The organism is Paenibacillus typhae, assembly GCF_900099765.1.
Lineage (GTDB): Bacteria > Bacillota > Bacilli > Paenibacillales > Paenibacillaceae > Paenibacillus_AQ > Paenibacillus_AQ typhae.
The window spans coordinates 55,004-68,830 of record NZ_FNDX01000017.1 but is presented as its reverse complement, the minus strand read 5'-3'; the positions used below and the strand labels follow the sequence as shown (position 1 = coordinate 68,830).

13 protein-coding genes are annotated in these 13,827 nt (G+C 53.0%); 8 read left to right on the top strand and 5 right to left on the bottom strand.

Annotated elements, in window-relative coordinates; translation table 11 throughout:
* The first annotated feature begins 523 nt into the window (after positions 1 to 523).
* Both BLR64_RS30820 and BLR64_RS31015 read left to right on the top strand, forming a co-directional pair.
* Entirely contained in the window at positions 524 to 760 is a 237-nt protein-coding gene (locus tag BLR64_RS30820; protein ID WP_244157721.1) for a hypothetical protein, read from the top strand.
* Between the two features lie 203 nt (positions 761 to 963).
* Entirely contained in the window at positions 964 to 1,878 is a 915-nt protein-coding gene (locus BLR64_RS31015; protein ID WP_090715478.1) for a L,D-transpeptidase family protein, read from the top strand.
* A 107-nt stretch (positions 1,879 to 1,985) separates the two neighbouring features.
* On the opposite strand, the gene BLR64_RS15505 is transcribed toward BLR64_RS31015, so the two are convergent.
* Positions 1,986 to 3,014: an N-acetylglucosamine kinase gene (locus BLR64_RS15505; protein WP_167360692.1), complete on the bottom strand. Its 1,029-nt coding sequence runs from the start codon at positions 3,012 to 3,014 to the stop codon at positions 1,986 to 1,988.
* A 182-nt stretch (positions 3,015 to 3,196) separates the two neighbouring features.
* Between BLR64_RS15505 and BLR64_RS15500 the strand changes: the two genes are divergently transcribed.
* Entirely contained in the window at positions 3,197 to 4,126 is a 930-nt protein-coding gene (locus BLR64_RS15500) for an SMI1/KNR4 family protein (protein ID WP_090715475.1), read from the top strand.
* Positions 4,127 to 4,219: 93 nt separating this feature from the next.
* Here the strand turns inward: BLR64_RS15500 and BLR64_RS15495 are convergent, their stop codons facing one another.
* On the bottom strand, positions 4,220 to 4,684 hold the full coding sequence (locus tag BLR64_RS15495; protein ID WP_090715473.1) for a VOC family protein: 465 nt from the start codon (positions 4,682 to 4,684) through the stop codon (positions 4,220 to 4,222).
* A 100-nt stretch (positions 4,685 to 4,784) separates the two neighbouring features.
* Between BLR64_RS15495 and BLR64_RS15490 the strand changes: the two genes are divergently transcribed.
* From BLR64_RS15490 to BLR64_RS15475, 4 genes are all read left to right on the top strand, one after another.
* On the top strand, positions 4,785 to 5,696 hold the full coding sequence (locus tag BLR64_RS15490) for a helix-turn-helix transcriptional regulator (protein ID WP_090715471.1): 912 nt from the start codon (positions 4,785 to 4,787) through the stop codon (positions 5,694 to 5,696).
* Positions 5,697 to 6,139: 443 nt separating this feature from the next.
* Positions 6,140 to 7,984 carry a ribosomal protection-like ABC-F family protein gene (gene abc-f, locus BLR64_RS15485; protein WP_244157720.1) on the top strand — a complete coding sequence of 615 codons (1,845 nt, stop codon included), beginning with the start codon at positions 6,140 to 6,142 and terminating at the stop codon, positions 7,982 to 7,984.
* Positions 7,985 to 8,069: 85 nt separating this feature from the next.
* Positions 8,070 to 8,546, top strand: a complete 477-nt coding sequence (locus BLR64_RS15480; protein WP_090715469.1) for a hypothetical protein — start codon at positions 8,070 to 8,072, stop codon at positions 8,544 to 8,546.
* A gap of 58 nt (positions 8,547 to 8,604) precedes the next feature.
* Entirely contained in the window at positions 8,605 to 9,180 is a 576-nt protein-coding gene (locus BLR64_RS15475) for an RDD family protein (protein ID WP_090715468.1), read from the top strand.
* A gap of 190 nt (positions 9,181 to 9,370) precedes the next feature.
* On the opposite strand, the gene BLR64_RS15470 is transcribed toward BLR64_RS15475, so the two are convergent.
* The 3 genes from BLR64_RS15470 to BLR64_RS15460 are packed head-to-tail and all read right to left on the bottom strand — an operon-like array spanning position 9,371 to position 12,702.
* Positions 9,371 to 11,848, bottom strand: coding sequence for a hypothetical protein (locus BLR64_RS15470; protein WP_090715466.1), 2,478 nt, complete (start codon positions 11,846 to 11,848; stop codon positions 9,371 to 9,373).
* On the bottom strand, positions 11,838 to 12,176 hold the full coding sequence (locus tag BLR64_RS15465; RefSeq protein WP_090715464.1) for a hypothetical protein: 339 nt from the start codon (positions 12,174 to 12,176) through the stop codon (positions 11,838 to 11,840). The genes BLR64_RS15470 and BLR64_RS15465 overlap by 11 nt, the downstream gene beginning before the upstream one ends.
* On the bottom strand, positions 12,169 to 12,702 hold the full coding sequence (locus BLR64_RS15460) for an RNA polymerase sigma factor (RefSeq protein ID WP_279615469.1): 534 nt from the start codon (positions 12,700 to 12,702) through the stop codon (positions 12,169 to 12,171). Before BLR64_RS15460 ends, BLR64_RS15465 begins: the two co-directional genes overlap by 8 nt.
* 297 nt (positions 12,703 to 12,999) lie before the next feature.
* On the opposite strand from BLR64_RS15460, the gene BLR64_RS15455 reads away from it, so the two are divergent.
* Positions 13,000 to 13,686 carry a YjgB family protein gene (locus BLR64_RS15455; RefSeq protein WP_244157718.1) on the top strand — a complete coding sequence of 229 codons (687 nt, stop codon included), beginning with the start codon at positions 13,000 to 13,002 and terminating at the stop codon, positions 13,684 to 13,686.
* The last annotated feature ends 141 nt before the right edge of the window (positions 13,687 to 13,827 follow it).

Sequence of the window (13,827 nt, the reverse complement as noted above, 5' to 3'; positions counted from 1 at the left end):
TAGCTTCATCCACTCCAAGTCCACTATGCGCAAGAAGCACCGGCCCAGGCGTTGCGGATCTCTCAGAGACATCCGAGGCCGGTGATTCCCCCGGCAACAGCTGTAAACACGCAAAAGAATGCTCCCGGACATTACGCCGGGAGCATTTTTTTATACCTGCCGCACTCCAACGTGCTTATTGGAAGCTGCGGCCCTGGTTCATGGACGAGCCGTAGCTCTGGTTCTGGCTGCCCATGGAGCCGATTGCGCCAAGGGTTCCGATCCGGTCGATCGAACCGGATGGGTTCATTGTGCTTCCTGAGCTGATGTGCGACGGGATTGAATGCATTGAGGCATCAGCCTGAGTATGCTGCATGTGCATAGGCTGCTGATTAAAGGACGAGCTGTAGGACGGAGTATATCCGGCTCCTGTATTGTAGCTGGCAGCTCCGGTATTAAAATGTGGGAGCCCGGTATTATAGCTTGGGTTTGTGTTATAACCCGGATTTGTATTATAGCTGAGAGTCTGGGAGCTCTGCTCCAGTTGTCTCAAGGTTTGAGTAACCTGCTGCAGCTGCTGGACAGCGGTACTGTGACCCTGCAGCGCCTGCTGGATCATCTGGCTTGCTTTGTGCTCGCGCTGAGCCAGTTCCTCCAGTTTGGCCGCGTTCTGCTGCTCCTGCTGGAGAAGCTGCTGGTAGTTCTGGCTGGCCTGCTGAGTCTGGGCGACAAGCTGCTGAATAATGGATTCACACTGGTTGATCTGGCTGGAAAGATTTGAATTCAAAGTCGTTGCCTCCTTGGCTGTTGCGGTTTGGTAATGCAGGCTTATTATCTCTGGAGGGTGCACTGAATATTCAAGAACATGATTAGGCGGACAAGCCGGATTAAATAGGTACAGGCTGCTCTGCAACTTATCGGGGGCAATACCGTCTAAGTATAAAGAGTTTTCCAGAATAACCCATAATGTGGAGGTGGGGCAACATGAAAGGGCAAAAAACCGCCCGATTTAACAGAGGCAGAAGGCTGCCGGGCATTAAGCTGACGCTGGTTTTTTTACTGCTGTTTACGGCCTGTTTTCCCGGATTGGCATCAGCTGCTGCAGGTTCGGCAGTGTCCTCGGAGCTGATCGTCGTCAACAAAAAAACAAACACTCTGGGCTTTTTTAGCGGCGGGAAGCTGGAAAAGGTATTTCCGGTCGCCACAGGCAAAACGAAGAATCTGACCCCGGAGGGAACGTTCCGGATTGTGCTAAAAGCCAAGAACAGGCCTTATTATAAGGAGAATATTCCCGGCGGCGATCCGGCTAATCCGCTCGGCGACCGCTGGCTGGGACTCGAAGTGAACGGTACGTATGGTACCACCTATGCCATTCACGGGAATAACAATGAATCTTCGATCGGCAAATATGTCAGCGCAGGCTGCATCCGGATGCATAACGACGATATCCACTGGTTATTTCCGAAGGTGGCCAAGAACACAACAGTCATCATTACAACCTCCAGCCTCGATCTGAAAAGTATTGCCGCCAAACATGGATATTCCGTCGGACCGGCTAAGCTGGCAGGTGCTTTTATCGTGGATGGAGAGAGGCTTAAGGTAAAGGAATCCTTTGTACTGGAGAATTCGCGGGTCTACATCCCTCTGCGGGAGTCGGTTGCACTCCTTGGGGGGAGTCTGAGGAAGGAGCCGGGTACCGGCTCGCTGATTATTACAATAGGCAGTTACACAGCAGTTCATAAGCCGCTAAGCAGCACGGCTAAAGTGAACGGCAAGGAGGTAGACATCCTGGCCTCCCAAAATGTAAACGGGCGTCTCTATATTCCGCTCAGCAGCCTGACTCCGCTGTTCGGTTTAACCTTCACATGGAACGCCAAGGAGGGGACAGTGAAGCTGTAAGAGCAGTGCTCACAAGCCCTACCTGGACTTAGAATATCTGATATATAATTGTTTAATTAAAAACGCCGCGTCTTATCCAAAAAGGAAGCGGCGTTGTTCAATCAGCTTTATAATTGCGCTGGATCAGACGGAGCTTCGTGTTCAAGCGCTTGCGCCTGTCGGAGCAGCAGGCCGCTGGGCTGCAGACGGCGAATGATCTCGGCTGTAACCGGCAGTCCGGTCTGCTCCAATGCATAGAGCACTGCCCCCGCCGCCGGAGGAAGCTGCGGAGTTACAACCGTATATTGCCTGTTCGATGCATTCTTCAGCTCCTCCCGCAGCTTTGCCTGAAAATAGCTGCTGCCCGCTACACTTCCGATAAAAGCAACAGGTACATGATACTGCTTGAAGGAGGCGCCCAGCAGTTCAATGCCGGTCTTTATTTGCTTAACCGCCCGGCTGCAGACCCGGATTGCGGCAGCGCTTCCGAGCGCTGCCTCTTCAGTAACTGCCGGTGCGAACCGGCCGAAGCACCGGTCCCTCGCCTTGCGGTCTGCATCGAATCCGCCGGATGCCAAATGATAAAGCTCAGTGACAGTAGCCGTGTTCCAATGCCCCAGCATTCTGGCAACAAGCCGTTCATCGCTGGCATCGGCATGACCGGCCAGCACCTCAAAAACCGCCTCATAGCCAAGCAGCCGGGCAGCACTGGCTGCGTAATGATGAAAATCATAATTGCGCAGATACCGTCCTTCTTCATTGATTGCAATCAGAATCGAGCCGGTGCCTGCAATGGCAATAATGCCGGGCCGGGCAAGATGAGCGCCGTAATGGGCGATAAGGGCATCATTCATATGCCATTTGGGACAGGCTAAGCCCGGAACCGCGGTAAGTGGAGTAATCCACTCCAGATCCTCCGGCGCATCATAGCCGGCAATCCCGGCGGCGAGTCCGGCAACCCGGCCGGCCTCAATCCCTCCTTTGTTCATTACGTCCTCTATAGCTGATTGTACATTCACTTGAACAGAAGAGTCCCTGTAAATTGAAGCGCTTCCTTTAATGCTGTGGGCAAGTATGTTTCCTTGGATATCTGCGGCAATGACCCGGGTATGTGTCCCTCCGCCATCTATTCCGATTACAACATCCTTCTGCTGCACTGCGGACATCCTCTCATTCTTTTTTTAGAACCAGCATACTATATTTGGCTGCAAAATAAAGGTGCCAAGCTGTGCAAATTATGCCTGTATCCCTCCTGTGATGCCCTTGGTGGAGAAGAGCCCCGCAGAAATGGTATAATTTTCACCAGTATATGCGTTATGAAACAGGGAGGCCTGAAACGATGAGCGAGCAGCTTGTGGAACAGCTGGAATTATGGCACGAAGAAGACGAATTTGAGGAAATTGTGGATGCGGTGCTGGAAGTCCCCGGGGAGGAACGGGATTATGTACTGGTCAGCCATCTGGGCAGAGCGCTGCTTAACCTTGAACGTTACGAAGAGGCGCTGGAGCAGTTGATGTCTGTTGAGGAAGAGGGCGAGGAAGATCCGCTCTGGCATTACCGTGTCGGATTTTCCTATTACTATTTGAAGCAGTTTGATAAAGCCGTCAGCGCATTTGAAACGGCCGACCGTCTTGATCCTGAAGATGAGGATACACTGGAGTTTCTGGCACTGAGCCGGCGCAAAGCTGCTAAGAAAGCAGCCAAAGCAGCCGCAGCAGAGGCATCCGCCAAAAAAACGACCGGCTTGCGCCCCCTGCCGAAGTTCGATGGCGCTAATTTCTGGGCGGACGGCACAGAAGAGCAGGACGACTATGTATCTGAGCCGCTTACGGACGGGCTGATTGAATCGGTGGAAGAACAGCTGGTCTTCAAGCTGCCGGCCTTCTACATTGCCATGATGAAGCAGCAGAACGGCGGTATTCCCCGTAATACCAAATATCCGCTGGGCAATCAGGCTGCTGAAGCGGGCAAGGATCACATTGAGATTTCCTGCATCCGTGGCATCGGCCGAACCAAGAAATACTCCCTTTGCGGTGAGCAGGGCAGCCTGGCTGTCATAGATAAATGGAACTATCCTGAATTCGGCGTGGTCATCTGCGATGCGCCGTCGGCCGATCAAGGGGTTGTCATGCTCGACTACCGGCCTGCCGGCAATGACGGAGAGCCGGAAGTGGTCTATGTTGATCTGGCGAATAACCGCAAGGTTACCTATTTGGCCAAGAATGTGGAGACCTTTATCCGCGGCTTAGTGAGTGTAGAGCTGGCTTAGCCTGCAGAGTAAAGTTACGGGAGCACAATGCACTGTGTGAAGTAATAAAAAAAGACGGGTCCAGGGATTAATCCGGGAGCCGTCTTTTTACAGTTACTGTTTACTGGACATTATGTTATCAAGAAATGCATCTGCGTCACTATTAAATTTCCAGTTAACTCCGAATTTATCAACGAGCATTCCAAAGCAGGAAGACCAGGGAGTTTGGGATAACGGCATGATCACATTTCCGCCTAGCGATAAACGGTTGAAGTATTCCTCCAGCTTTTGCTTATCGTCAATGACCAGACTAATCAGGATATTATTCCCTGTCACTAGTTCACCAGTTACCGCCTTCATTGAAGGCAGAATATCCGACAGCATAATTTTTCCGCCAGTGAATGCAATGGAAGATTCCATGATCATATTTAACTCGTTTTCCGGCAGCGGGTAGTTTGGATCTTGCGGGATATCCCCAAACTTCGCTTTTTTTACTTCAATCGCGTTTAAAGCCTCCGAATAAAAATCAATCACCTGTTCAGTAATTCCATCAAAGTTCAGATAGGCAATAGCTGACATAAAACATAACCTCCTTCTTGTTATAAAGGAAGTATAATAGATAATAGGTGACATCTTATTGTCACTGTTCTACACTGAATCCAAAAAAAGAGGTGAGCCGGTGGACAAGGTTGAGCGACTAATCTCGATTATTATGATCCTGTTGAAAAAAGATGTCGTCTCCAGCACAGAATTCGCGCAATTATTCAATGTCTCCAAACGAACGATTCTTCGCGATATGGAAACCTTGAGTTTATCAAACATCCCCATCTATTCAGTCAACGGAGTTTATGGGGGCTTTGGTATTATGAATGAATATAAGGTCGATAAACGTCTTTTGAGCAGCTCGGACTTAGAGAATATATTAACTGCGCTCGGCGGACTGGAACAAATCCTAATGAGTGAAGAAATTGAAAGGACGATCCGAAAAATAGAAGCCATGGTTAGCCCGTTGCCCAGGAAAGATTCCATCCGGCTTTCTTTTTATAATTGGGAGGGGCGGTCTGAGCTCCATCCAATCTTGAAGACAGTGCAGGAAGCCATATTAAAGAGACGTTTGGTTTCATTTGATTATACAGATAAAAATGGCGTTGCAACGAAAAGAACCGTTGAGCCCTATCAGCTGCATTTTAGCGAATCAAGCTGGTATCTCAAAGGATTCTGCTTACAGCGTATGGGATATAGAAAATTTAAATTATCCCGGATCAATAATATTCATATGAATGAACAAACGTATATTCCCAGAGATGATTTGACGGAACAAGAGCAGGAGGCAGGCTATCAGCCGGAGCTGGTCGCAGTCAAGGCGTTGATTTCGCCGGGCATAAAGGATCAATTCATTGAAAGATACGGGCAAAAGAGTATCGAGTACTATAGCGCTGAGCTTTTCATGGCAACCATTTGGGTTCCATATAATAATATTGGATTTGAATTTCTGGCAGGATTCGGAACAAAACTGCACATTGTAGAGCCTGAATCCTATGTTGAAGCATTCCGGAATTATCTGCTTGAGATAGTTAATAAATACCAATAATCCAGACACCCCGCCGGGCAAAAAACAATTAAAATCGTTCTTGGCCTTATCATTGCCGTCCAGATTGTTTATATTATAGGTATTACTGATTTCGGACAATACGGAGGACACCGGCTGATGAATAACTAACACGTTTCCTGAAAAATGACCAGATTACTTGTGATGTGCATAAGCACATGCCACGGGACACCTGCTTAGGGTGTACGGTCAGGGATACGTGTGTCTGCCGGGACTCATGCGATACAGAAATTTGGCTGGCAAAAGATTGACGATGCGCCTTGAGTTATTTACAGGAGTATGTCTGTTCTGCCGCTTCTTTTCTGTCCGCTGCTCCCTTCATACGTTTCCTGTACCGCAGCCTGCTGGCTGCGGTTTTTTGCTGCTGTTTCTGTAACGGATGAGGCAGCCAGCCTTGAAGCTAATAAGGAAGCGGAGGAATTTATATGACTGCAATGACTATATTGAAAGCGAAGGATTTAAAAAAAGAATGGGACGGCACCCCCTTATTTGAAGGGGTATCGTTTGAAATCGCAGAAGGCGAGCGTGTCCTGTTGTTCGGCCGCAACGGTACGGGCAAAACAACACTGCTGCAGGGCCTGCAGGGCAGGCTAGCTTTTGAAGAGGGCAGCGTCTATTACGGACTGGAGCGCGAGGAATGGGGCGTGCTGGATCAGCAGCTGGAGACGGATTTAGGTGTCAGCGTGATTGAATTTGTGCTGGCTGCATCGGAGCAGCTGGCGGGACTTAAAGGCAGAATGGAGCTGCTCGCAGACAGACTGGAAGAGACAGGGGGGACAGATGAGGCGGCCGTGGCTGAATACGGTGAAGCTTATGACCGCTACCTGCTGCTGGACGGATACGGCTGGGAAGCGAAGGCGGAGAAATGCCTCCGGCATCTGAAGCTGGAGCCGTCACTGTGGAGTCAGCCTTACCGCCAGCTGAGCGGAGGCCAGAAGACACGCGTACAGCTGGCCGCGCTGCTCGCCCGGCAGCCCAGGCTGCTGGTTCTGGATGAGCCAACCAACCATCTTGACGAGAAGACGATGATCTGGCTGGAGGAGTGGGTGCGGACTTATCCCGGCACGGTGCTATATGTGTCGCATGACCGCGCTTTTATCGACCGGACCGCAACAAGTGTGCTGGAGCTGAGCCCGACAGGCTGCCGCCGGTATCCCGGAGCTTATACGCAGTACAGGGAACAGAAGGAGCTGGAGCTCAAAACGCTGGAGAGCCAGCACAAAAAGCAGGAGCTGGAAAAGGAAAAGCTGCTCGAAAGCATCCGACGCTATGCCCTCTGGTTCCAGCAGGCGCATACTGCCGCCGGGCAGAATGATTTTCTGCGGTCCAAGTCGAAGAAGAACGTCTCGCGTCTTCATGCCAAGGAAGCCAGCCTGCAGCGGCTGGAGAAGAACCGGGTAGAGCTTCCGAAGGCAGCGCCGAAGCTGAATATGAAGCTGGAAGGCGAGGATTTTCAGGGGGACGCGCTGGTGACGCTGGATGACATTAGCCTTGCTTATGATGGCGGTCCGCAGCTGCTGGAGCATTTTAGTCTTACTTTGCGCCGGGGGGACCGGCTGTCCGTACTTGGTCCGAACGGTGCGGGCAAATCCTCGCTGCTGAAGCTGATTGCGGGTGCCGCACAGCCTACAGGCGGCAGGCTGCGGCTGCATCCCCGCACGAAGATTGCCTATTTCGCCCAGGAGCTGGAGCATCTGAATCCCGAGCTGACCATCCTGGACAGCCTGCTGGAGCTGCCGGGCATGACGCAGACGGAGGCGCGGACGATCCTCGGCTGCTTCCTGTTCCCGCGGGAGGATGTATTTAAACGAATCGGCGATCTCAGCCTGGGCGAGAAATGCCGGGTCGCTTTTCTCCGGCTGTATTTCGGCAAGGCCAATCTGCTGGTGCTCGACGAACCGACCAATTATCTGGATATCGACACCCGGGAGCGGGTGGAAGAAGCGCTTGCCGCCTATCCCGGCGGTCTGGTTATCGTCTCGCATGACCGTTATCTGCATACCAGGGTCGCTAACCGCCTGCTGCTGTTGGGCCGCGGGCAGAGACCACAGTTCTTTTCCGGTACATTTGAAGAATATTATGCTAAGGAACGCAGCAGGGTGCTGACTCCGGAGGAGCAGGCCCGTGAGGGTGAAATGCAGCTGCTGCAGCTCCGGCTGGCCGGGCTTATGAGCAGAGAAGCTGCAGGAACGGAGGCAGAGGACCGTGAGCTGCTGGAGGAGATTTTGGCCGTACAGCAGGCGATTCAGAGCAAGATAAAGGAAATCTGACATGTACAGAGAAGTAAATAAAAGGGAATCGCGCAAAAAAGGATTGGGGAAACACTCACAAGAAGCCCAGACAGCAGGAGGAACAATGAATAAGAAACGTCGTGCAGCAGCAATTATGGTAATCCTGGCCGTTCTTACACTTGTATATGTGTGGCAGCGTCCGCAGTCTTTTGAACGGGAATTCAGCAGTATTATTTATTCAGCGGACACCGGAGAGGCCAAAAGTACAATGCTCGGGTTCAAAGGGGAAATTTACAGGGCATTTCCAGGTGAACGTAAAATGACCGGGACGCTGAGGGCGGACGGAGATCTTCGTTATGATGTTACTCTTAGAGAGAGCGGCGGCCATTATCTGGGCGTTATCTCTGAGTTAACCGGGGATAGCGGGATACAGACGACAGGACTGGTAACCGCATCACTTGAGCTGGATAAGATTTGGGTCACGCTGAATGATGTAAACGAGCGGTATGGCTTCAAAGAGCAGGAAGGCAATATTGCCGGCCCGGCACGCACGCTGGAGGAAGCAAAACAGGTGGCTAAAGAGATTATCGGCTCCAAGTAGCGGAAGGGCGTGACTGGAAATCCCCGTTTTGAACCATTTGACAGCAAGGAGGGGCTTTATGGAGCAGGATATAACGGAACGTTTGGCGGAGAGCGACTACGTAGGTTTTTGGAGAAGAGTCCTGATCAGTATTTTGGATTTTCTGATTCTGGCACTTCCTATCTATTTCATCAACAGATGGGCCGTTTCGGCAGCTGAGCGGTATCAGTCAGGAATTCCGCTGTGGATAGAGTGGGCCCTGATCTCGCTGTTTCATATCGTACTGGTCGCAAAATACGGCGGAACACCGGGCAGGCTGCTTATGAAGACGCGGATTGTGAATATGCATGGGGGACGTCCCAGCTTGAAGCAGGCCGTTATCCGGTACAGTTTTCTGCTGGTCAACACGCTGCTGGCCGTCATTGTTACCGCCGGGGACGGGACGCTTTCCAGGCTGCCAGAAGCTTATGCCAATTGGGCGCCGCTCGCCAGCGACCTGACCGGATTCCTGGCTCTGATCATTATCATTGACTGTCTGTTTATTGTATTTAGCATGCGTAACCGGGCGCTCCATGATATGATGGCCGGAACCTACGTAGTGAATCAGAGTGCGCTGCTGGATGAGTGTTACGGGGCAGGAAAAGATAACGAGTGACGCGTGCAAAAGTGCCAAATGAAGGGGAAAAATGCCTTTGATTTCGGCCGTGGCAGGCAAATGGGCCAAATGAAGGGCTGAGACGCCCTTGAAATATCTAAAAAAGACGCTCAACAGACAGCATATTGCCGATGTTGATCGTCTTTTTATATTGCCATGCTATACTTCCGTGCGACCCGGCTGCGTACGTTTAGCCAACCTCCAGCACAGCCTTGATAAATCTTTTCAGCGCCGTCGGCGTGGCTTCGCCGGCCCACTGCTCAAGGGCTTCATCCTGCCGGCTCAGATAGGCATCCAGCTTTTCGGCCAGCAGCTTGTCAAAAGCTGCAGGTGCTTCGGCACGTTCTGCCTGTAGCTCCATAATCAGCAGCGGCCAGCTGTAGCCGCCCTGGCTGAAGCTGTGCTGGGGATAACGCTTTGCCAGCTCCAGCACAGACTCCAGGGGCTGGCCCGCAGCCAGCTCGGCAGCCAGATAACTGCCGATAAAGCGGTGGCTCGGGTCTGCCTCCATCGCCAGAGCCAGCTGCTCACGGGCTTCATCGAGCCGGCCCTGATACATCAAGGCAACGCCGTTCTGGGAGCGGTCATAGCTGTCCGGCTCGTGACTGCTCAGCTCCAGGTACAGCGCATGGTACTTGTTGTAGCTGCTCCAGTCGGAGCGCCCAAGATAATAATCTGCCAGATTGAAGGCAAAATTGGCATCCGGACGCAGCTCCACCAGCTTGACCAATAAGGTCATCGCTTCATCCATGGTTCCGGCATCCCGGGAATAGGAATGCTTGGCGAACAGCAGATGAATCAGCATTTTGAGCGCATGGTCATCCTGCGGATTCCCAGCATAGTCATTACGGTACGCTTCCAGTGCTTCCTCCAGCTTCTGATCCGCAACGAGCTTATCCGCAGCGGTCATAGTCCGTGATTTCAGATAGAAGAACGGCAGATTGCCGACAGTCTCCTCCTTGAGCCGGTAGCCATTGCTGCGGGTAATAACATGACCCTGCGCATCGTAAGCATCAATGCTCCAGGAGAACCGGCTGTCCGGATTGGCAAAGCCGAGCAGGGACGCGGGGGAAACCGACTGCCAGCCTTCCCCGCCTTCTACGGTAGAAAAGCTGCTGGTTGAGAAGCCCCCGCTGTTATACAGCTCTGTGACCGGTATTTCAACCTGATTATCCGTAATACGCTGGCGGGTGACATAGCTGAAAAAGCTGCCTTTTTCTTCGACTGTTGTTGACAGATTATAATAGGCAGCTCCATCAACGGCCTCCCATTTGAACTGTACTGCATCGCCTGTCAGCACTTGTGAGTTAACGGGTGATTGCAGCTCCAGGAGCGGCTGGAGTGTGATGTCATGTGTGACTGAGCTGCCGGCCTGGAGTTCGATCCAGTCGTCTGGCTGCACCGGCCAGGTCCAGCCGTCGATCTGCTCAAAGCTGAAGCCAAGCTGGATCTGATAAAATCCGGGAATCACGCCGGAGAACTGGAAACGCCCCTCAGCATCCGTAACGATCTGATACGGCTCACTGTCAGACTGCACACTATGATACAGCTCGCTTTCCGCGCGAAGGAATATACCGGCCCGGGCTACCGGGGTTCCGTCGCTTTTGGTGAGTGTGCCGGATAGGGTAGCAGGAGCATTGAAGCCCAGCTTCACAGCTTCCCGCAGCGCTGTCTGAAGCGCGACAAGCTGCTCCTCTGTGGAGGAGGATGCGTGATACACCTGTTCAGCTGCATTGTTGCCAGAATTATTGCCACCACCGTCTGCGCTGCTGCCTGTTCCACCACCGTCTGAGCCACCGCTGTCAGTATTGCCCCCGTCTTTGCTACCGCCGTCTGTTCCACCGCCGTCTGTACCGCCACCGTCTACGTCACCGCCGTCCACGCCGCCTGCGCCGGAGGCGTTCTGCTGCGAACCACTGCCAGCGGGATTAAGGGCGGCATCCCGTTCAGCCCAGATTTTACGGTATTCCTCCAGCGCACTATTCACCAGTGTAAGCGCCTCGCGGCCTTTGCCTTGTGTGAACAGCAGCCGCCCCTGCAGCCAGGCTGCTCTGGCGTCCAGTTCTGATTCGTTATACTGGACAGAGAACTCTGCCTGCTCCAGCAGCTGCCCGGCCTGAACGAACCGCCCGGCATTCAGCGCGCGCTCCGCCCGAAGCAGGGTCAGCTCGCGGGCAGCTGAAGATTTGCTGCTGACTCTTTGTGCAGCAGCAGCAATAGCCTGGTCTGCCTGATCGCCGGCATTCCCTGCCGCATCGTATTCGTAGACCAGCTGTTTGACCGCGTTCTGCAGCGAATAATCGGCCGGCCCCTCCTGAACATACTCCTCCAGCAGCTTTATTCTGTCCGCGGGCAGAAGCGGAGAGACTTCCTCATCTTCCCCGATCTGGTTGACCTGACTCATGGACCCGCCTGCATATACGTTGAACCGGTAAGCCGAGTGCACATTGGCCGGCTCCACGACCTTCTCACGGATCAGCTGCATTCGCGCACTGCCGCTGCTGGCGGCAAGCTTCTGAAGCAGTACAGTCCGGGCGTCTGCGGAAGCCTGCTGTGCCGGACTTAAATCAGTCCCGGCCGAAGGCCGGATAAACACAAAGACCGCCAGCAGCGTGAGAGGGAGCAGCAGAAAAAGCACCAGATGCTTGACCTTAATTCTAATTTTCATGCTGCTTCACCGCCTGCTCGTAGAGGTCCTTCCAGTAGGTGTTACCCCCGGTTTCTATTAATTCACGCCGTTCCTGTACTTGGATCGATTGCTGCTGCTTTACTGTAATTTGCGGGGCATAAAACAGAAGAACTCCTGTCGTGAGAACTGCTGCCGCAGCACCGAGTGTCCCCAGCGGTATTTCCAGCTCCTTATTCCACAGCGCCGCTAGACGTGCCCGGAAGGTAGGCGGATGGGTCTGTTCCAGCACCCGGCTATGGCCGGAGAAGGTGACATGAGCAAGCTCATCTTCCAGCCGTTGCCTGATTGTTTCGCGTCCGTTATCCATTATCAATGTCCTCCTTCTCCAAAATCAGCCTGAGCAGCTGCCGCCCGCGGGCAAGCCGCGATTTTACCGTGTTCTCCCTTGTCTTCAGCTGGGAGGCAATTTCCCGTACACTCATTTCATGAAAGTAATACAGCGTCAGGCTTTCACGGTAGATATAGTCCAGGCTCCCGATGGCATCCGTCAGCTTCACATTGTGCCACTCTGCCATAAAAAGCTCCTCCGCACCTGCAGCCGCTTCGCCTGCAGACTCTGCCCACTGCCCGCTCTCTGCCGCCGGAAAAATACTCCGCCAGCTCCAGGTCCGCTGCTTCATCCGGCACCGGTTGACCGTAATCGCAATCAGCCAGGAACGGAGCCGGGAGGGCTCCTTAAGCTGGCTGATTTTGGCGTAGGCCTGGATGAACGTATCCTGTACGGCTTCCTCGGCAGACTGCCGGTCCCTAAGCAGCAGACAAGCCGTCCTGAGCAGCATATCCCCGTACTCATCCATTAGCTGGCGGAGAGCTGACTCATCCCTGGCCTTGATTCTCTCTATAATATCCAGACGAAGCTCCCCTCCCTTTACTAATAAGATGCGGGCTGCAGCAATATGGTTGCGTACGTAACCCTAAAATTTATTTGCTGCTGCCAAGTGGTTCGATACGGGAGGAATTGTCCAAAATAAACTCAGCTTTCCAGCCTGTCCGTTCTGTGCGGAGCGGTACGGTACGTTCAGGCGGCGGTTTGTCTCCCCAATAGCGCAGTCTGCAACCTTTATTACGTCCAGCGCGTCAATTTCATTACTTATAACCCAAGCAGTTCTATTAACCAAGGAGATGACAGCATGACAACAACGTTCAAAACCATAACAGGAATCATGATACTGGCCAGCGCACTCGGGCTATCGGCCTGTAGTTCTTCCGGCAGCAATACCGGGAATAATGCAGCGTCCACAAACGCCCCTGTAGCTGAGGCGTCCGCGCCAGCCCAGCCGGCGTCCACGGCCGGCCCTTCGCCAGCGGCAGCTGAGCAATCCGCTCCGCCGGCAGCCACGGCAGTGCCGGACACAGCAGCAGGAAACGGGGCTGCTGCAGAGGACAGTGCCACTCAGCTAAAGGAGCTGCTGGAGCTGGCCAAGCAGGGTAAGGTTCCCGGTGTGGAATATGCCGCGCACAGCGGGATGATCGACGAAGTTGAGGCGGCATGGGGCGAGCCGGACACCAAGGAGTCCGCCGGCAAAGGGATGTATTCCACCTACGGCGCCAGGCATGTTGTCTTTGGCTGGAACAAGGGCAGCAGGATTTTTGATGTGCGGTCCAGTGCCGCCGACCTGCAGCAGCTGACGCTGAAGGAGATTGAGCAGACGCTTGGCAAGCCGGATGATACGGCTGTTAACGGCAGTGACAAGATTTATATTTACCATGCCGGTAAGGAGTACCAGCTGAAATTTATTATTCCGGAAGCAACCGGCACCGTGGATCATATCTCGGTCTTTTCCGAGCGGGACTCCTTTAACAATATGGCAGGCTAAAATCAGGAAGAGTAAATCTGCAGAAGGGTTGCGGGTTTGCTCTTTTTTTGATGAACCGGCAGGGTTTCTGCTTATTGTATGACGTTAGGGCTGGAGCGGGCGGAAGTCCGGCTGATATAATACATCCATGGATTTATCCGT

Excerpts from the sequence above, each read along its gene's own strand:
- BLR64_RS31015 (WP_090715478.1), top strand. The coding sequence starts at position 964 with ATGAAAGGGCAAAAAACCGCCCGATTTAACAGAGGCAGAAGGCTGCCG.
- BLR64_RS15500 (WP_090715475.1), top strand. The coding sequence starts at position 3,197 with ATGAGCGAGCAGCTTGTGGAACAGCTGGAATTATGGCACGAAGAAGAC.
- BLR64_RS15495 (WP_090715473.1), bottom strand. The coding sequence starts at position 4,684 with ATGTCAGCTATTGCCTATCTGAACTTTGATGGAATTACTGAACAGGTG.
- abc-f (WP_244157720.1), top strand. The coding sequence starts at position 6,140 with ATGACTGCAATGACTATATTGAAAGCGAAGGATTTAAAAAAAGAATGG.
- BLR64_RS15480 (WP_090715469.1), top strand. The coding sequence starts at position 8,070 with ATGAATAAGAAACGTCGTGCAGCAGCAATTATGGTAATCCTGGCCGTT.
- BLR64_RS15475 (WP_090715468.1), top strand. The coding sequence starts at position 8,605 with ATGGAGCAGGATATAACGGAACGTTTGGCGGAGAGCGACTACGTAGGT.
- BLR64_RS15470 (WP_090715466.1), bottom strand. The coding sequence starts at position 11,848 with ATGAAAATTAGAATTAAGGTCAAGCATCTGGTGCTTTTTCTGCTGCTC.
- BLR64_RS15465 (WP_090715464.1), bottom strand. The coding sequence starts at position 12,176 with ATGGATAACGGACGCGAAACAATCAGGCAACGGCTGGAAGATGAGCTT.
- BLR64_RS15455 (WP_244157718.1), top strand. The coding sequence starts at position 13,000 with ATGACAACAACGTTCAAAACCATAACAGGAATCATGATACTGGCCAGC.